16 protein-coding genes are annotated in these 17,911 nt (G+C 62.2%); 6 read left to right on the top strand and 10 right to left on the bottom strand.

What is annotated here, in order from left to right; genetic code table 11:
• Positions 1–113 precede the first annotated feature (113 nt).
• Positions 114–1,724 carry a cysteine--tRNA ligase gene (gene cysS / locus ACZ41G_RS01260; protein ID WP_464145475.1) on the bottom strand — a complete coding sequence of 537 codons (1,611 nt, stop codon included), beginning with the start codon at positions 1,722–1,724 and terminating at the stop codon, positions 114–116.
• An 80-nt stretch (positions 1,725–1,804) separates the two neighbouring features.
• Here cysS and ACZ41G_RS01265 point away from each other — a divergent pair, with 80 nt between their 5' ends.
• Both ACZ41G_RS01265 and ACZ41G_RS01270 read left to right on the top strand, forming a co-directional pair.
• Complete coding sequence (locus tag ACZ41G_RS01265; protein ID WP_321046972.1) at positions 1,805–2,530, top strand: type 1 glutamine amidotransferase; 726 nt, start codon at positions 1,805–1,807, stop codon at positions 2,528–2,530.
• 75 nt (positions 2,531–2,605) lie between these two features.
• Positions 2,606–4,723, top strand: coding sequence for an ABC-F family ATP-binding cassette domain-containing protein (locus tag ACZ41G_RS01270; RefSeq protein WP_033506758.1), 2,118 nt, complete (start codon positions 2,606–2,608; stop codon positions 4,721–4,723).
• Positions 4,724–4,959: 236 nt separating this feature from the next.
• Here ACZ41G_RS01270 and ilvN read toward each other — a convergent pair whose 3' ends face one another.
• From ilvN to coaD, 7 genes are all read right to left on the bottom strand, one after another.
• Complete coding sequence (gene ilvN / locus ACZ41G_RS01275) at positions 4,960–5,514, bottom strand: acetolactate synthase small subunit (RefSeq protein ID WP_015449836.1); 555 nt, start codon at positions 5,512–5,514, stop codon at positions 4,960–4,962.
• Between the two features lie 38 nt (positions 5,515–5,552).
• A complete protein-coding gene (locus ACZ41G_RS01280; protein ID WP_033506760.1) occupies positions 5,553–7,475 on the bottom strand; it encodes an acetolactate synthase large subunit in 1,923 nt (640 codons plus the stop codon).
• A gap of 310 nt (positions 7,476–7,785) precedes the next feature.
• Positions 7,786–8,739 (bottom strand): ribonuclease III, encoded by a 954-nt coding sequence (gene rnc / locus ACZ41G_RS01285; RefSeq protein ID WP_464146153.1) that lies wholly within the window; start codon positions 8,737–8,739, stop codon positions 7,786–7,788.
• 485 nt (positions 8,740–9,224) lie between these two features.
• Positions 9,225–9,419 carry a 50S ribosomal protein L32 gene (rpmF, locus tag ACZ41G_RS01290; RefSeq protein ID WP_015449839.1) on the bottom strand — a complete coding sequence of 65 codons (195 nt, stop codon included), beginning with the start codon at positions 9,417–9,419 and terminating at the stop codon, positions 9,225–9,227.
• A 96-nt stretch (positions 9,420–9,515) separates the two neighbouring features.
• Positions 9,516–10,109 (bottom strand): YceD family protein, encoded by a 594-nt coding sequence (locus ACZ41G_RS01295; RefSeq protein WP_464145479.1) that lies wholly within the window; start codon positions 10,107–10,109, stop codon positions 9,516–9,518.
• Position 10,110: 1 nt separating this feature from the next.
• A complete protein-coding gene (locus ACZ41G_RS01300; RefSeq protein WP_464146155.1) occupies positions 10,111–11,052 on the bottom strand; it encodes a cell division protein in 942 nt (313 codons plus the stop codon).
• Between the two features lie 283 nt (positions 11,053–11,335).
• Positions 11,336–11,842, bottom strand: coding sequence for a pantetheine-phosphate adenylyltransferase (gene coaD / locus ACZ41G_RS01305; protein ID WP_033493832.1), 507 nt, complete (start codon positions 11,840–11,842; stop codon positions 11,336–11,338).
• A gap of 405 nt (positions 11,843–12,247) precedes the next feature.
• Between coaD and ACZ41G_RS01310 the strand changes: the two genes are divergently transcribed.
• The gene (locus ACZ41G_RS01310; RefSeq protein ID WP_026650547.1) at positions 12,248–12,568 is read left to right on the top strand and encodes a DUF3039 domain-containing protein; all 321 of its coding nucleotides are present in this window, start codon (positions 12,248–12,250) and stop codon (positions 12,566–12,568) included.
• Between the two features lie 232 nt (positions 12,569–12,800).
• On the opposite strand, the gene ACZ41G_RS01315 is transcribed toward ACZ41G_RS01310, so the two are convergent.
• Positions 12,801–14,153: a nicotinate phosphoribosyltransferase gene (locus ACZ41G_RS01315; RefSeq protein ID WP_318249932.1), complete on the bottom strand. Its 1,353-nt coding sequence runs from the start codon at positions 14,151–14,153 to the stop codon at positions 12,801–12,803.
• 309 nt (positions 14,154–14,462) lie between these two features.
• Between ACZ41G_RS01315 and ACZ41G_RS01320 the strand changes: the two genes are divergently transcribed.
• The 3 genes from ACZ41G_RS01320 to rdgB all read left to right on the top strand — a co-directional run bounded on the left by ACZ41G_RS01320 (position 14,463) and on the right by rdgB (position 16,824).
• Positions 14,463–15,095 carry a Pr6Pr family membrane protein gene (locus tag ACZ41G_RS01320; protein WP_464145481.1) on the top strand — a complete coding sequence of 211 codons (633 nt, stop codon included), beginning with the start codon at positions 14,463–14,465 and terminating at the stop codon, positions 15,093–15,095.
• Positions 15,096–15,307: 212 nt separating this feature from the next.
• Positions 15,308–16,042 (top strand): ribonuclease PH, encoded by a 735-nt coding sequence (gene rph, locus ACZ41G_RS01325; RefSeq protein WP_464146157.1) that lies wholly within the window; start codon positions 15,308–15,310, stop codon positions 16,040–16,042.
• Positions 16,043–16,140: 98 nt separating this feature from the next.
• Entirely contained in the window at positions 16,141–16,824 is a 684-nt protein-coding gene (gene rdgB / locus ACZ41G_RS01330) for an RdgB/HAM1 family non-canonical purine NTP pyrophosphatase (protein WP_464145483.1), read from the top strand.
• A gap of 30 nt (positions 16,825–16,854) precedes the next feature.
• On the opposite strand, the gene ACZ41G_RS01335 is transcribed toward rdgB, so the two are convergent.
• The gene (locus ACZ41G_RS01335) at positions 16,855–17,856 is read right to left on the bottom strand and encodes an AEC family transporter (protein WP_464145485.1); all 1,002 of its coding nucleotides are present in this window, start codon (positions 17,854–17,856) and stop codon (positions 16,855–16,857) included.
• Positions 17,857–17,911 lie beyond the last annotated feature (55 nt).

Below are 17,911 nucleotides of genomic sequence, written 5' to 3' on the forward strand. Positions count from 1 at the left end.
AAACCTCGTAGGAACCCTAACGCCGCGAGAATGCAAACGGCGCAGGAACCGAGTCGTTCGGAATCCTGCGCCGTTCGCATCGTTGCATCACTGTGCCGCTTACGCCATTTGCGTCACTTGAGCGACCAGGTCGAGCCGGACGGCGTGTCCTCGATGGCGATACCGACCGCCGCAAGCTCGTCGCGAATCGCGTCGGCCTTCGCGAAATCCTTCGCGGCGCGCGCGGCCTGACGGGCCTGAAGCTGCTCGGAAACCAAAGCGTCGAGCGCGTCAGTGGCCTTGGAATCCCCGCCGTCTTCGGCACCGGCCCACGGTTCAGCCAGCGGATCGAGCCCGAGCGTATCGAGCATCGCGCGTACGGACACCAACGCCTCGCGCACCCGTGCCTGCACCACGTCATCGGCATGGTCCTCAACCTGCGACAACAGCGTGTTGCCGGAGCGAATCGTGTTGAAGACAGCTGCGATGGCACCGGACACATTGATGTCGTCGTTCATCGCGTTGACAAAATCAGCAGGCAGCTGATCAGCGCCCACCGCGGTGATTCCCTCACGGGACGGCTGACCGCCGATGGCGGCGCCGGCGCGTTCGATGAAGTTGCTCACGCGCTCAAATGCGGCCTGCGCTTCGGTGAGCGTCTGGTCGGACCATTCAAGCATTGACCGGTATTGCACGGATCCGAGCGCGTAGCGCACCACCCACGCGCTGTGCTCGGCGAGCACAGCCGGCACGGACAGTCCGTTGCCCAATGATTTGGACATTTTCTCGCCCTTGGCGGTCACCCACGCCGAATGCATCCAGCGGGCCGCGGAATTCCAGCCGGCCGCGCGGGTCTGTGCCATCTCGTTCTCATGGTGTGGGAAGCGCAGATCGAGTCCGCCGCCATGGATGTCAAACGCCTCGCCCAGATACCGGTGGCTCATCGCGGAGCACTCGATATGCCAGCCGGGACGCCCCACGCCGAATGGGGTCGCCCAGCGCGCATCCTGCGGATCGGTGGCCTTCGGCGCCTTCCACAGTGCGAAATCACGGGGATCATGCTTGTCGGGGGAGGCATCGGCCGGGTCAATGGGGTTGTATTTGTCGTTGCCCGCTGCATCCACGCTCGGACCCATGCGGTCGGCGACCTCCGCGGCCTCATCCGCCTCGACGGCGCCCTGCTTCTGATGCGTCAATTCGCCGTAGTGCGGCCAGCTTGCCACATCGAAATACACGTTGCCGGTCGGGTTGCCGTCGGCGTCCTTCACCACGTAGGCGTGCCCGTTGCGGATAATCCGCTCGATGAGCTCGACCATGTCGGGGATATGCCCGGTCGCACGCGGCTCGACTGTAGGCGGCAGCACGCCGAGCATATCGTAGGCGCGGGTGAACTCACGCTCGTAGTAATACGCGCGCGCCCACCACTGTTGTCCTGCGGCGGCGGCCTTATCAAGGATCTTGTCGTCGATGTCGGTCACGTTGCGCACGAAAGTCACGTCATAGCCCAGACGCAACATCCAGCGGCGGACGATGTCGAAGGCGACGGCGGCGCGGATATGCCCGATATGCGGGGAGCTTTGCACCGTCGCACCACACACGTAGATCCCCACATGGCCGGGACGGATCGGCCTGAACGACGACACGGCATGCGAGGCGGTGTCGTACAGATTCAGCCCGGCGGCGGCTCCAGCGAGCTCATGTGCGCCGGAAATGTTGGAATTCTGCGGTTCTTCGACGTTTCCCATACCCATGAGCGTATTCGATTTGCCAGACAAAATCGGCCGGGTGTCCGCATGTTTACATAGGCAATGCCACAATGGTGTGTATGACGCAACCAGAAGTGCTTATCGTGCAGCATGTCCCGTGGGAGAAGCCAGGGCGTATTTTGGATAGCCTTGAGGACTTGCAAATCCCGACGCAGATCGTCAACATCGTCAAGGAAAAGAAGCCCGACCTGCCGGATTTCAAGGAGCTCGCAGGCGTGGTGATCATGGGTGGGCCCATGGGCGCCCAGGACTATGACAAATACCCGGGTCTGAAGGCGGAGGAGAAGCTCGCGCGAGCCGCGATCAGCGTCGGCAAGCCGGTGCTCGGCATCTGCCTAGGCCATCAGATCATCGCCGGGGCGCTGGGCGCGAAGCTCAGCCACGGCAAGGAGCCGGAAATCGGTTTCGCTCCGATCAAGCGCGTTGACAAGCATGATTACTTCTCCATGTGGAGCAAGGAACTCAACGTTCTGCACTGGCACAACGACGTGGTCGGTCTGCCGGAGGGCGCCCAGCTGCTCGCCCGGTCGGCGAATACGAAAAACCAGGCGTTCCGGGCGGGCTCGGCCTTGGGCTTGCAGTTCCATCTGGAGGTCACGGCCACGCTGCTTGACGAATGGCTCGCCGAACCGGCCATGGTCGAGGGGATGAAGAAGTCGCAGATCGCCAAGATCCGCGATGATTTCGCCGAATACGACCCGCAGCTGCAGCCTTTGGCCGACCAGGTCTTCTCCGGGTTCGCGGCGCGTTGCGACACGTATATCCGCACGTTGCGCGGACGCTGATGCCGCTGCCGTGCCCTCGGCGGTCGGACTCGTCTGTCCGGGCGTGCCTATGCCGGGCGATACCATGGGGGCATTATGCCGACTTATGATCTTGGACTGGAACACGTTTCGCTTTCGTTCGCCACGAAAACCATCTTCACCGATGTCACGCAAGGGGTGTTTGAGGGCGACCGCATCGGTATCGTTGGACGCAACGGCGACGGCAAATCCACGTTGTTGCGTCTATTTTCCGGGGAGCAGCAGCCCGATTCCGGCCGTGTAATCACACGCAACGGGCTGACCTTCGGCATGCTCAGGCAACGTGATCCGCTGGACGACAACGCGACGCTGCGCGAGGCGGCGCTCGAGGGGCGCGAAGACTACGAATGGGCGTCCGACACGTCATCGCGCGAAATCGTTGAGGCGCTGCTCGGAGGCATGAGCCTTGACGCCAAAGTCGGCTCGCTGTCCGGCGGCCAGCGCCGTCGCGCCGATCTGGCCCGTCTGCTGCTCAAGGACTGGGATATCCTCGCGTTGGACGAGCCGACCAACCATCTTGACGTCGTGACGATTCACTGGCTTGCCGAACACCTGAAGAACCGTTGGGCGTCCGGTCAGGGTGCGCTGCTGCTGGTCACCCACGACCGGTGGTTCCTTGACGAGGTGTGCGAATCGATGTGGGAAGTGCACGACGGGCTGATCGACCCCTTCGAAGGCGGGTACAGCGCGTACATGCTACAACGCGTGGAACGTGACCGTCAGGCCGATGTGCGTGAGGAACGCCGACGCAATCTCGCCCGCAAGGAGCTCGCATGGTTGTCCCGTGGCGCGAGGGCGCGTTCGACCAAACAGAAGTTTCACGTGAAACAGGCACGCGAACTGATCGCCGATGTGCCGCCGATGCGCAACACGTTGGAATTGAAACAGATGGCGACATCCCGGCTGGGCAAACAGGTCGTCGATCTGATTGATGTGACGCAGATTTATTCGCAGGATGACGAGCGTCGACTTGATGCCGATGCTGCCGCCGTCACCGCGGCATCCGGGCGTGTGGACGTGGTTCCGCCGCTGTATGCCGAGCCGATTGTCACCGGTTCGGTCCAGCTGTCCGTCGACCCGGATGCGCCGATTCCCGGCACAGGGGAGCGCGAGGCTTCCGCTCATGTGTCCGAGGCAAGCGATGCGGACGGGATGCCGGCCGCTGATACCGCCGCCGCACGCACGGTGACCGTATCCGGGCGCAAAATCCTTGATGATGTGACCTGGCTGATCGGCCCAGGCGACCGATTCGGCATCGTCGGTGCCAATGGCGCCGGCAAATCCACGCTGCTCAGGATCATCGACGGCACCCTCACCCCGACGTGCGGGCACGTGAATATCGGCAAAACCGTGAAATTCGCGGTACTTTCGCAGCGGCTCGACGAGCTGGAGAAACTCGGCAAATACAAGATCAAGGAAGTGCTCAGCCGATACAAGCCAAGCTATATCGTCGACGGCAAGGAAGTCACTCCTGCCCAGCTTATGGAACGGCTCGGCTTTTCGTCAGCCCAGCTCATGACACCGATCAGGGACCTGTCAGGCGGCCAGAAACGCCGGATGCAGCTGTTGCTAATCCTGCTTGACGAGCCCAATGTTCTCATCCTCGACGAGCCGGGCAACGACCTGGATACCGACATGCTCGCGGTGATGGAGGATTTGCTTGACACCTGGCCGGGCACGCTGATCGTCGTATCGCACGATCGGTACTTGCTGGAACGCGTCACCGACGAGCAGTTCGCGTTGATTGGCGGCAAAGTCAGGCATCTGCCCGGCGGCGTTGGCGACTACCTTGATATGGTCGAACAGGCCAGGAAAGACGGGGATTGGTCGGCTATTCTCGGCACCGGCGATGACCGGAAGGGCGGCACTGGTACCAAGGGTGGCTCCGCCGCCTCGGATGACGGCAAGCAGCCGGACACCGACCAAGCCAAGCCCCAGACGCATAAGCTGGGCGGCAAGGAATTCCACCAGGTGTCCAAGCGGGTGTCCGCCATCGAGCGCAAACTGGCGAAACTCGAGGAAAACCGCGCTGATATCGAGGCGAAGATGGCCGCGCATGATCCCAGTGATTTCGCCGGACTCAACGAGCTCAACACGCAGCTCAACGCAGTGACGGACGAGAAGGACTCGCTTGAAGCCGAATGGCTGGAACTATCCGAAGAGTTGGAAGGCTGACCGGCGGGCAAATGACATCTGAGCTGGACAGTCATCCAGTTTAGATGCTGCACGCCAATCGTTTGGTGGACAGGCGACCGCCTGCCAGACGGACATCTGCCAGACGGGCGACCTTTGAAGCAGCCAATCTCGCTTGCCTATGAAACAGCCCCGTGAAACTCAAGGCTTCACGGGGCTGTTTCATGGGCAAGCGTACGGCTCGCACGAATCGTACACTTCGCACAAATCGCTGATAATCAGCGGCCGGTAATCTCCGAACCGATGACCTTCTCGCTCAGCGCCTTCGGACCGCGGGTTACCGCGACCGCGCCGGAACGGACCAGCTCAATCACGCCGTAATGCTCAAGCAGACCGAGCAGCGCGTCAATCTTACCTTCCGCGCCGGTCGCTTCGATGGTCAGCGACTCCGGGTTCACGTCGACCACGCGCACACGGAACAGACGCACAATCTCGAGCACGTCGGAACGGTTGGATTCGTCGGCGCTGACCTTGATGAGCACAAGTTCGCGTTCGACCGTGTTATTCGGATCCAGCTCGACGATCTTCAGCACATGCAGCAGTTTGTTGAGCTGCTTGATAATCTGCTCCAGCGGTACTGCCTCGACATCGGCCGTCACCGTGATGCGGGAGATATCCGGGCGTTCCGTAGGCGAAACGGACAGCGAGTTGATGTTGAACGCACGACGGGCGAACAGGCCGGCCACGCGCGCGAGCACGCCAGGACGGTTTTCGACCAGCACGGACAGGGTGTGACGCTCGGAACCGGGCTGTGATGCGGGATAGTTTGCCATAATGACTCCTCTAAACCTCGATGCCTTCCTTGCTGGACTCACGCCGCGTCCGCGGCTGCGACGGAATTGCCAGTGCTGCCGGCTGCGGCCTTCGCCTGTGCGGCGGGGCTGAGCAACGGTCGGACACCCGGACGGTAGGCGACCTCGTCGTTCGAGGCACCGGCCGGAACCATCGGCCACACCATCGCGTCCTTCCAGACGCGGAAGTCGATGAGCACCGGGCGGTCGTTGATCGCATTGGCTTTCTTGATCGCCTCAAGCGCCTCATCCTTGGTGAATGCGCGCATGCCGACGCAGTCGTAAGCCTCCGCCAGCTTCACGAAATCAGGCACATCGACGATATCGTCGCGGTTCTCGCCGTCGTTCAGGCTTGTCGCCGAATAATGATGGTCGAAGAACAGGGTCTGCCACTGGCGGACCATGCCGTACACGGAATTGTTGATGATCGCGATTTTGACCGGCGTGTGGTCGAGCAGGGCGGTCGCCAGCTCCTCTGAGGTCATCTGGAAGCTGCCGTCGCCGTCGATAAGCCACACCGGTTTGCGGCCGTTGAATTCGCGCTGCGAGCCGACTTTCGCGCCGATCGCGGCGGGCAGGCCGAAGCCCATTGTGCCTAGGCCGCCGGAGGAGATCCACGAATGCGGATGCTCGAAGTCGATAAGCTGCGACGCCCACATCTGGTGCTGGCCGACGCCTGCGACCCAGATGGTCTCGGGATCGGCGTTCTTGGACAGCTGCTCGACGACCCACTGCGGGGAGAGCGATCCGTCCACGGGGGCGTCCTGCGGTTCGTCGTACGTGGTCGGATACTTTTCGCGCCATTCGTTGATCTGTGCCCACCACGGCTTGAGGTTCGGCTTGCTGTGGATAGCCTGCTGACGCTTGATTTCGGGGATTAGGTCGTCAAGCACTTCGGCCACGTCGCCGACGATTGGCACGTCGGGCTGACGGTTCTTGCCGATTTCTGCCGGGTCGATGTCGATGTGGATGACGCGGGCGGCGGGAGCGAAGGAATCGAGCCGGCCGGTCACTCGATCGGAGAATCGCGAACCGATGGCGACCAGCAAATCGCAACGCTGGACCGCGCCGGTCGCGGCGATGGTGCCGTGCATACCGAGCATGCCGAGCACCTTCGGATCGGAATCCGGGACGATGCCGCGTGCGGGAAGCGTGGTGACGATTGGTGCGCCCGTCAGATCGGCGAGTTCCTTGACCTGCTTGCCGGCGTTGGAGCGGACCGCGCCGCCACCCACATACAGCACCGGGCGGTAGGACTGCGAGAACAGCTTCGCGGCATCCGACAGCACATGGCCATGCGCCTTGGTGGTGGGGTTGTAGCCGGGAAGAATCATCCGCTGCGGCCAGGAGTAATACATCTGGCCGTTTTGCGCGGTCTTCGTCAAATCGACGACCACCGGGCCGGGGCGGCCGGAACCGGCGATGTAGTAGGCTTCGGCGAGCACACGCGGAACATCCTGCGCATTCGTGACCAGATATGAATGCTTGGCGACCGGGTAGGTGATGCCGACGATATCGGCCTCCTGGAAGGCATCGGTACCGATGGCGCCCACGCCCACCTGGCCGGTGATGACGACCATCGGGATGGAATCCATATTGGCGTCCGCGATGGCGGTGACCACGTTCGTGGCGCCCGGGCCGGAGGTGACGATGCACACGCCGACCTTGCCGGTAGCGACGGCGTATCCTTCTGCCGCATGGCCTGCAGCCTGCTCATGACGGGTCAGCACGAAGCGGAACTTGGTGTGCTGGTTGATGGCGTTGTAAACAGGCAGGATGGCTCCGCCGGGGATGCCGAATACGTCCTTGACGCCCAGATCCTCCAGTGCACGGACCAGCGCCTGTGCGCCGGTCATTTTCTCACCGTCGACGATGGACTGTTTCTCCGTTGCGGTTGCCTTAGGCACGCCGCTGAATGCCTGAAGTGGCGTTGGTGTAGCCATGATCCCTCTCATGTGTGTATTGGTGGTGCTCCGCTGCGGCGTCGCCCCTGGTGAGGCGCAACCCGGTGAGGCTCCTGTACCGCCTGTCCCGCTTGTGGCGGTCTGGCAGGCAAGATAGTTGTATTGGTCTTATCGTAATCGCCTGTGGAGAGATAATCGCCGGACCGACCACATGATGGTAACGGTTCGGCGATTATCTCTGTAGAGGCGTTGCGGCTGGGTGAGGGCGTTGCGGCTGTCTGCGGGGCTGGCCAGCACGTTGCCTGCGGAGACCTGTGCGCCTGCCTGCAACGGTGGCGTGTATGGGCCGTCAGGCGGCGTCAGTTGCGTGGTCGGTACCTGTGGTTGCGGTGCTGTCGTCAGCGTTGCCGTTGCCGCTGATGTCCTTACCGTCGTTGTTGCCATTAACATCTGCGGTATCGCCGGAGCCTGCATGGGCGCGCATACGATTGCAGTCACGTTCGCGTTGTTTGAGCGTATGCCACGCCTGTTCCGCCGCGGCAAGTTGCGCCTTGCGCTTGCTGGTCCCCGAACCGGTCCCCAGCAGCGGGTCCTCGCCTTCCTGCGCGATTGAGCCATGTTCGTCACGAATCGGCAGTGTCCAGCGCTTGCCATATCCGCCGGGAAGAATGGCCCGGGCGGTGAACTGTTGTGCGTATTCCGGACCGCTGACCGACATGCGGTACACCGGCTCGGTCAAATCCATGTGATGGGCGAGCACGGTCAGCGAGGTCTTCCAATCCAAAGCCGGGCCTTCTGTGGCGACTTCCCGGAGCGTATCGTCCACCAGCCGGTGAACCACTTCGCGTGCCCCGTCGATGCCGTGTTCGACGAAAGTGGCGCCGATCAGGGATTCAACGATGTCGCACAGAATGGAACTTTTATCAGCTCCGCCGGATTCGGATTCGCCGTGGCCGAGCAGAATGAATCGTCCGACATGGAGTTTGTCGCGCGCAATGGCCGACAACGATTCCTCGGACACCGCCTTGGCCCGCATCTTCGCCAGCTGCCCTTCCGTCATGTCGGGATGCGCCTTGAACAGGGTCTCTGTGGAGACCAGTTCCAGCACTGCATCGCCGAGGAACTCGAGCCGCTCATAGTTGGGGGCGCCGGGATGCTCATGGGAGAACGAGCGGTGCGTCAACGCCTGGACGAGGAGCTCGGGGCTGATAGTGGTGCCGAGTGCGTCGAGTAGTTCCTTGGTCGGCGCCTGATTCGCCGCTTCCTGTCCGGAAACGCCGACATGATGTCGTTGCTGGAACATCTCGTCGGTATGGTTTGCGGGCGATGCGCCGGATGGGTGGCGCTTGTGGTGGCGCTGATGTTCTGGTGTGCCGTCGCGGTTGATAGCCATGCTGGGTTCCCTGTCTGTGTCCTGTTCTGTCGTCATGCGTGGTGCGTGACGGCTCGGCGGCTTCCGGTGTTCTGCTGACGGCCGAATTAGGGGATGTCCCCGTTGTGGTAGCCGGCAGGATGCCTGAAGTCCATGTCTTGATAGCTTGCGCCTCAGGGATTGCTCGTCGGTTGGCGGGCATTCCTTCTGTGCAAGACCTGACCACTATCATACCGGCGGCCGTGATATTGCCGGTTTTCGGCACAGCACACCAAGGGGGACGGGTGGGGGTATCTGCTCGGTGTGCGACGTCTCGGTCGCACTGCGGACGGAATCGTCGCAGATACGACAGAACCCTGCCACCCGTCGATGGCAGGGTTCTGATCTACTGAATTACCTCAGCTGCTCCGGAGCGCTCACTTGGTGTGGGCGGACTGGATGGCGTCACGATAGACGCGGCCGCGGAAGGAGCCGCAGCTCGGGCAAGCCACGTGCGGCAGCGTCGGGGCGCCGCAGTTCGGGCAGGTGACGGTCTGCGCGGCAGACGCTTTCCAGTTCGCGCGACGCGAATGCGTATTGGCGCGCGAGGTCTTGTACTTAGGCAGTGCCATGGTGTAATCCTCTATTTCGTTCGAACGATTGAGCTTAAGCGTTCAGAATTGTACCGCATAGCTCGTACAACGTCCATCAGGGCGGCATGGCGCCGGTCAGCGATCCTTCGTCTCCCGCTCAAGCTGTTCCTTGAGCCCGGCGAGTGCCGCGAATCGGATGTCCGTGGTGTCGTGCTTGTGTTCGGGGTGCTCGTTGAGGTTGATGCCGCATTGCGGGCACAAGCCTTTGCAGTCGGGCTGGCACAGCGGTTGCAGCGGCAGGCTTTCGGCGAAGGTGTCGCGCAGCAGGGCCTCGAGATCGGCGAAGCAACCGTCGGGGCTAAGCGGGTAGGTGTCTTCGGATTCCTCTTCTCCGGCGATGATGTCGGTGTCGTCGTCCGTTTCGTCTTCCTTGTAGGAGTAGGGGAAGAACGCGGTGACGTCGGTGCCCCAGTCGTGTTGCAGAGATTTGAGGCAGCGGGTGCATTCCGCGTGGACAGGGGCGGTGATGTGGGCGTGGAATACCAGGCCGTCCACGATGGAATCGAACGCTCCGTTCACATGAATCGGTTCACCTTCGGTCACGCCGACAATGGCGTCGCCGATTCCGCTCGGGGCGGGGAAGTCCGCGTCCACGGGGGAGCTTTGCCCCGGTCGTGAGGCGACTTGCGCCACGGATACTGCCCATGCTGAATCTTCTGGACGTGCCATATCAAGCCTCCGGATAGTCGTCTGATTGGATGTGGTCAAGCCGTGCGCTCGCTTCGCGTTCGCGCTGGTCGAGTACTGTCAGGCCGCCACGCACATCTTGGCTGAGCTTGTCGAGCTGGTTTTGCAGACCTTGCATGACATCGGTGCAGTACTGGTTGGCGCCGCTGGTGAGTTTGTCGGCTTGTGTTTGTGCCTGGTCGAGGATAGCACGCGCTTTCTGCTTCGCGATATTGGTGATGTTGTCCTGCCCGGCGAGGAACTGCGCCTGCTCCTGGGCATCCCGCACGATGTCCGCGGCGCGGCTTTGGGCGGACGAAACGACGACGTTCGCTTGGGTTTGCGCGTTTTCGAGACGGCGTTCCGCTTCGCGCATCAGCGCCGAGGCGCGTTCCAGCTGGACGGGCAGCATGGCTTTCAATTCGTCGAGTTGGCTTGCGAATGCGTCGCGGTCGATTCTGACTTGGGAAGGGGTGAAGATGCTGCTTTTTGCCTCGTCAAGCTGCTGTTCAAGAGAGTCGATGATGTCGTAGACGGTGGTGAATTCCGCACGGCTCTGGTCCTCCGGATCGGCGTGCGGGTCAAGAACGTGCGGATCGGCGGCATGCGGGTCGCGTCGCGAGTTGGCACGCACATCATTGCGACCGGTGGAAGCGTCTGCGCGGTCGTCGTCCGCGGGTGTGTCCGCGTTGGCGCCGCCGCGGCTCGACGGGTCGCGCAAATCCGGCAGGGAAGACATATCGAACGGGGAGAACACCGGTTTCGCCGTCGGTCTCGTGTTTTCGGGGTGTTCTGCGACTTGTGCGGTACGAGTGTTGCCGTCATGGGGGACGGCGCTCGGGTCGTCCCCCGCGGCGGGTGCGTCTTGCCTGGCGTCGGCGGATGGTGCTGATGCAGAAAGCGGCGTGGTCTGGTGTTGTGGGGGAGTCTGGGCGTTTGCTGACATGCTGGCTGACGCGCTGACTGGTTCGCTTGCCGGATTGCTCGCCGGAGCGCCCGTTTGACCGTCGCCGGTATCGGTCGCGTGCTGAGGATCGTTGGCGTTGTTGGCTTCCTCGCCTGTCATGCTGTCTCCTTGCTACCTGTGGTGTCCTGTGGCTGTCAGTGTCGGTGTGCGGTCGGTCGCGCTCGCCGCATCCGCAATGTCCTGCTGCCACATCGTTGCGTCTTCCTCTATCGTAGGCGATACGCCGGCGGTGTCGGGATCGTTTTCTGCGGTGTGTTACCGGTTATTTCCCGGCTTGTTGACCCTGTTCTTCCTCGTGCAACGCCCGTTCGAGCAGGGGAATGACGCAATCGGGGACCATGCCGGTCACATCGCCACCATGGCGGGCGACATCTTTGACGACGGAGCTGGAAATGTGCTCAAGCACCGGGTCGGCGGGCAGGAACAGGGTTTCCACGCCGGCGAGTTTGCGGTTGACGAGCGCCATGCCGAGTTCCGCCTCGTAATCGCCGTTCTGCCGCAGGCCTTTGACGATGACGGTTGCGCCCACTTTCTTGCAATAATCGGTGATAAGGCCGTCGGTGGATGCGACGGTCACGTTGTCGCAGGTCCCTCCGAGGGCCTGACGGATGATATCAACCCGGGTGTGTTCGGAAAACATCGGTGTTTTCGCTGCATTGACGGCTACGACCACATGCACTTGCGTGAAGAAACGCGAGCAGCGTCGGATAACGTCAAGATGTCCGGCGGTTACCGGGTCGAACGAGCCGGGGCATACTGCGATAGTCATAGCACAAGCGTACCGCGTTTCCCGCCGGGAGCGTCAGCTGTCTCAACGTCGGTAGAAGGTTGTGCCGACGCTGAGTGGCTGGTGAGCGTCGGTAGAAGGTCGCGCTTCTGTTTCTGCCGACGCTGAGTGGGTCGTGAATGTCGGTAGAAGGTGGCGGGGGCGACGGGCCGTGGGCGCTTCCGGCGATGTGCCGCCGCCGTCGGATATCTCGCGTGACTATGATGGTGGCATCGACGACAATCCGGTGGAAGGCGGAAACTCATGAACAGGTACGGAGAAAGCATCAGCGACAACAAGAATATGCTCGTGGAAGAATCCTTCGATACGCTCAAGGCATCGGGCTCAGCGGCGGGCATAGCAACGGGCCGAGCTGCGGGCGCCACAGCCGGATTCGCTGCGGGTTCCGTGGCGGGGCTGATCGCACGCGATGCGGATGAGGCAGTCTCCCCGCTGTCGAATCCGGATTCCGCGACCGGCACGGCGGTGTTGGAGCGCCCGCAGGCGGAAGAGAAGCTCAAAGGCACTGATGACGGCGACGCGGACCGTTTCGCACATTATGTCTCCAAGCGCCGCATGGAGCAGTCGCGCCTGACCGGTCGTCCGGTGGTCGCGTTGTGCGGCAAGATCTGGGTGCCGAAGCATGATCCGTCGCAGTATCCGGTATGCCCGGAATGCAAGCGCATCTATGAGCAGATGATGGGCGGCGCCGGCAACGGGGGCGAGTGAGCCCCGTTCCCTGCCGACATGCCTTCCCGCGTGCGAATGATATCAATATGACGAATGCGATGGGCCGGCTGTGGGGCGTTGAAACATCCTCGCAGCCGGCCCATCGTGCATATGGATGCAAAACCATGCGCTGATTGACGTCACCTGTTCACCGCATCGCAGCAACGGCGACAATCATTGCGCTACCAGCACCATCGCAGCGCTGATGACGTCGGTCAACCATCAATCACAGTCACAGCACCGTCGTCTCGGTTGGAATCGCCGGATCGCCCTTCATCAGGCTTTGCGCGGTGATCGGCAGCTCGGCCAACGCCTTCGCGCGGTAGTTGTGTGCGTTGACAATCGCGTCATGCCCCTGGTAATCATGGTTGATTTCGCCATGATCCACGTACTGCACGAGCAGATCCTTCCAATCCTCGGGCGCCTGGAAATCGGCCAGCTTGCTTTCGGAACCGGAAATGACGTGTTCGCAATCCGCGAGATTGTACTCATAGGAGCGGTAGGCGAGTTTACGCCCGGGCACGGTCGCTTTGTCCTTGGATTTCTTGGCGACCGGCTCCATGATGCCGTCCGCGTTCTCGCGCTCGGTCAGCTTGTAGACCATCGCGCAGGTCGGGGCGCCGGACCCGGTGACGAGCATCGTACCCACGCCATAGGAGTCGACCGGTGCGGTCTGCAGCGCGGCGAGTGCGTATTCGTCGAGATCGTTGGTGACGGTGATGGTCGTGGAAGTTGCGCCCAGGGCATCCAGTTCGTTGCGCACGCGTTGCGCCATCGCGGCCAGGTCGCCCGAATCGATGCGCACACCGCCGAGGTCGGGGCCGGCGACTTCGACGGCGGTTTTCACGGCTTCCTCAATGTTGTATGTGTCAACCAGCAGTGTGGTGCTCTTGCCGAGCGCGTTGATTTGCGATTCGAAGGCCTCGCGCTCGCTGTCATGTACGAGGGTGAAGCAGTGGGCCGCCGTGCCGATGGCTTTGAGACCGTACAGCTGGGCGGCCAGCAGATTCGCGGTGCCTTGGAAGCCGCCGACGACCGCTGCGCGCGCTGCGGCGACCGCGGCCCATTCGTTTGTGCGCCTGCCGCCCATATCCATGCAGGGGCGATCCTTGGCGGCGCTGACCATGCGGGAGGCGGCGGAGGCGACGGCGGAATCATAGTTGAGAATGGACAGCAGCAAGGTTTCGAGCAGCGTGCACTCGCCGAATGTGCCCTCGACCTGCAGGACCGGCGAATTCGGGAAGAACATCTCGCCTTCGCGATACCCCTTGATTGAGCCGGTGAAGCGGAAGTCCTTGAGCCAGTCGAGCGTCTCCTTGCTCACGATCTTGCGGTCGGCGAGGAACGCGAGATCGTCATCATCAAGATGGAAGTGTTCAAGCGCGTCGAGGATGCGCCCGGTGCCGGCGAGCACACCGTAGCGGCGGCCTGCGGGCAGATGCCGGGTGAAGATTTCGAAGACGCATGGGCGGTTTGCGGTCCCGTCCTTGAGCGCGGCGTCCAGCATGGTGTATTCGTACATGTCGGTCATCAGTGCCGGTGAGTAATCAACCATGATTTGTCCTTCTCGTGATGTTCTCGTGATTGGGTCCGTTGCCGGTTAGCGTAGTCCGACGGCACTCGCCGTGCAAGCGTCATCGGGTGGGAGGAGGGGTACTGCCAGGCCCAGACGATGCTGCCTGTGCCTGCCCCCGACGCCGTCCCTCTACAAACTGGTTACGGAAAGCGGGCCGCCAGCGTAGCTAGTTTGTAGAGAGAAGCGTCCGGATGCGGCACACCTTATTCCCCGTGTCGGTAGTGGGTTGCGCTTCTGCTTCTGCCGACGCTGAGGGGGTTGTGAGTGTCGGCAGAGGGTTGTGCCGACGGTGAGGCGGGGCGGGCGTAAGCTGACGGTATGAGATTCATTGCGGGTGTCTGGCGTCTGGCAATCGCCGCGCTGTGCTTCGTCGGCACATACGAGGCGTGGACGATTCCCAATCGATGGGTGTATTTCACGTTCCAAACCGGGTTCATGCTCGGCATCGTCATGCTGTGGTCCGGCGCCGCGAGCCTGCTCAAAGGCATCCAACCGCCCGCATGGCTCAAAGGCTGCCTGACGGTGTACGCGATCATCACCGCGCTGGTTGCGTTCCTGCTCATGCCGCCGGATGACCCGCATTACGTGCCCCAAGTGCTCGGCATCATGACCAACACGATGTTGCATCGTATTGCGCCGGTCATGGCCGTGGTTGATTTTCTGTTGTTCGACCCGCACCGGCGGTTCAAACCAAGCTATGTGCTCAGCTGGATGGGCTACTTTCCGATCTATCTCGCCTTTGTGGTGATTCGCGCGCAGTTGTGGCCGCATTCGGGCCCGTCGGTTGGCGGCAACCCGTACCCGTACACTTTCATCGATTTGGGGCAGCTGGGGTGGAGCCAGTTCATCGTCAATATCGTGGGACTCGCCGTCGGATTCCTGCTGGTCGCGCTCGCCGTGTTCCTCATTGACCGGCTCCTGCCTGAGAAGTCGCTGTTGCGCTCGCAGTGAGCGGTGCCGCTCGGTGACTGTCTCGGACATGCGGGCGTTGCGCTGTGCTAGGTTGAGAGCGTACGAAGGATGATACGCCGGTAGGCCCGGCACATTGCCGATAATTGCAGATGAAAGAACGCGAGGCAGACATGACACAGACGGATTTGGCGAACGAGAACGAGACGGATACCAAGGACGACGCGCAATCGCGGCTCGCTTTGGAGATCGATATGAACCTCACCCGCGCGGACGGGCGGAAAGTCAACGAACTTCGCCCGGTGCACATCACCCGGCATTTCACCGAACCGCCGGAGGGCTCGGTGCTCATCGAATGCGGGCATACGCGCGTCATGTGCACGGCGACCTTCACGCCGTCCGTGCCGCGTTGGCGCAAGGACAGTGGGCTGGGCTGGGTGACCGCGGAATACGCGATGCTGCCGCGCGCCACCTCGGAGCGCACCGATCGTGAATCCGTCAAAGGCAAGATTGGTGGCCGCACCCATGAAATCAGCCGTCTGATCGGGCGTTGCCTGCGCGGTGTCATCGATATGAAAGCGCTGGGGGAGAACCAGATCCAGTTGGATTGCGATGTTCTGCAGGCGGACGGCGGCACGCGTACCGCATCGATTACCGGTGCATACGTCGCGCTCGTTGACGCGTTGCGCTGGGCAGAGAAGAACGGGCACATCAAATCCGCTGACAGGGTGATTAAGGATGCGGTGTCCGCGGTGTCTGTCGGCGTGATCGACGGCAAGCCGATGCTGGACCTGCCGTATGTGGAGGACAGCAAGGCGATGACCGACATGAACGTTGCCATGACCGGTTCCGGTGCGTTCATTGAGATTCAAGGCACTGCGGAGCATCGCCCGTTCACGCGTGCGGAGCTCGGGATCCTGCTTGACCTTGCCGAAAAGGGCAACCGCGAATTGCAAGCCGCCCAGGCTGCGGCGCTCGCCCAGGACTGATTGGTTCCGGACTGGTCGGTTTCGAGCCGATTGGTTCTGGGTGATTGGTTCTGGACCGACCAATCCGGCCGCCGCCGCGCGCAACCCAACCCAAATCGATGAAAGGAATTACGTTGGCACTCACCATCGTCGTCGCCTCGCATAACGAAGGAAAACTCGCGGAAATCCGCCGAATTCTCGCAGAGGACCTCGCTGGCGCGCCGATCGAACTCGTCTCCGCGGGCTCGCTTGGTCTGCCCGACCCGGTTGAGACCGGCGTCACCTTCCAAGAGAACGCGCTGCTCAAGGCGCGGTTCGTCGCACAACGTTCTGGCATGCCCGCGATTGCCGACGATTCCGGGCTGATTGTTGACGTGATGGGCGCGGCCCCCGGCATCCTGTCCGCCCGCTGGGCCGGCGAACACGGCAATGATGCGGCGAACAACGAGCTGTTGCTCAAGCAGATCGCTGATATCCCCGACGACAAGCGTACGGCCCGGTTCCGTTGTGCGGCGGCGCTCGCGGTGCCCGGGCCGGGTGCGGACGCCGACGGACTGCATCCGATCGTCTCCGATCACGTGGAAATCGGCGAGATGCCCGGCCGCATTATCCGCGAGCCACGCGGGGAGCATGGTTTCGGCTACGATCCGCTGTTCGTGCCGGATGATCAGCCCGTCCGGGCGTCGGGCGGCCCCGAGCTGACATCCGCCGAGATGAGCGCGGATGAGAAGAACGCGATATCGCACCGCGGCAAGGCATTGAAGGCTTTGGTTCCGGCCATCGCGCAACTGGTGACACGGTAGGGGGATTACGCTCCGGGGCTCATAAGCGACTCAGCCGAGCAGCGCCATCCGTGCAACGGTCATCAATGTCAACGACACCACTGCGGTCAACGCGAGCGAGAACCCGGCAAGCCGCGCATTGCCCAGCACCTTGTCGGTGAACATTGTGGAGAACACCGCAATCGGGGCGAGACAGCACAGCGCGACCGCCTGCCGGACCTCGGCACCGAACGGCAGCAGGAACCAAGCGGCTGCGGCGAACGCGATGCCGCACGGCAGCCGCCACAACAACACCTCAGCTACGGCTCGGACATCCGCACGGCCGGCCGGCACGTCCATGAGCATGCCGACCATGAGCATCGCGCACAGTGAGTTCGCGTTGGCGAAAGGTTGCGCGATATCGGCGATACCGGACGGAATGCGGACGCCCGCGATCATCAGGACGATCATCACCATATACACGTCGAACGATACCGATGAGACGAATCCGCGCACGATACGGCGCCCCAACGTGCGCCGGGCGAGTCGTTTGGCGTCCCGGTCTGACGGGCGTCGGTAGGGCAGCGTCGGCGCGTCGCCCGCGTGCTGCTCGGCGAGCGTCATTCCCGGCGCGATATGTAGCAGCGTCTGGGTGAGCACATTCGTCCCCGCGGCAACCATGATGCAGTTGCCGACGTCGAACATCGCGCCAGGCACCAACGCCGCAGACCCGTAAAATGCCTGCAATACTGGGAAACAGAAGCAGCCGACATTGAATCCGGCGCCGTTGAGCATGATAAAAGCGCGCTGGGAAACCGGGCGGTGACGGGTGAACAGGAAAATCAGCATGGGTGGTACCGCGGCTGCGGCGAACCCGAAGAGCGAAATCCACAGCAGGCGGATGTCATGCGGCTGCGTGGCGAACGAGTAGATGATGGCGCCGGGCAGGATGAGATCGAATTCCGCGGTCTGCAACACCCGGTAATCGCGCGGTCCGAACAGTCCGAAGCGTTTGAATGCGTAGCCCACCATGATGATGAGCAGCAGGGTGACCGGTTGGATGAGTGTGTGCACGTCTTTCCTCCCTGCGATGTTGCGATGCCTGACGGACGGTGACGTTGTTCATCAT

The organism is Bifidobacterium porcinum (assembly GCF_055378475.1).

Coding starts and splice junctions, on each gene's coding strand:
- cysS (WP_464145475.1), bottom strand. CDS start 1,724: ATGGGAAACGTCGAAGAACCGCAGAATTCCAACATTTCCGGCGCACAT.
- ACZ41G_RS01265 (WP_321046972.1), top strand. CDS start 1,805: ATGACGCAACCAGAAGTGCTTATCGTGCAGCATGTCCCGTGGGAGAAG.
- ACZ41G_RS01270 (WP_033506758.1), top strand. CDS start 2,606: ATGCCGACTTATGATCTTGGACTGGAACACGTTTCGCTTTCGTTCGCC.
- ilvN (WP_015449836.1), bottom strand. CDS start 5,514: ATGGCAAACTATCCCGCATCACAGCCCGGTTCCGAGCGTCACACCCTG.
- ACZ41G_RS01280 (WP_033506760.1), bottom strand. CDS start 7,475: ATGGCTACACCAACGCCACTTCAGGCATTCAGCGGCGTGCCTAAGGCA.
- rnc (WP_464146153.1), bottom strand. CDS start 8,739: ATGTTCCAGCAACGACATCATGTCGGCGTTTCCGGACAGGAAGCGGCG.
- rpmF (WP_015449839.1), bottom strand. CDS start 9,419: ATGGCACTGCCTAAGTACAAGACCTCGCGCGCCAATACGCATTCGCGT.
- ACZ41G_RS01295 (WP_464145479.1), bottom strand. CDS start 10,109: ATGGCACGTCCAGAAGATTCAGCATGGGCAGTATCCGTGGCGCAAGTC.
- ACZ41G_RS01300 (WP_464146155.1), bottom strand. CDS start 11,052: ATGTCAGCAAACGCCCAGACTCCCCCACAACACCAGACCACGCCGCTT.
- coaD (WP_033493832.1), bottom strand. CDS start 11,842: ATGACTATCGCAGTATGCCCCGGCTCGTTCGACCCGGTAACCGCCGGA.
- ACZ41G_RS01320 (WP_464145481.1), top strand. CDS start 14,463: ATGAGATTCATTGCGGGTGTCTGGCGTCTGGCAATCGCCGCGCTGTGC.
- rph (WP_464146157.1), top strand. CDS start 15,308: ATGAACCTCACCCGCGCGGACGGGCGGAAAGTCAACGAACTTCGCCCG.
- rdgB (WP_464145483.1), top strand. CDS start 16,141: ATGAAAGGAATTACGTTGGCACTCACCATCGTCGTCGCCTCGCATAAC.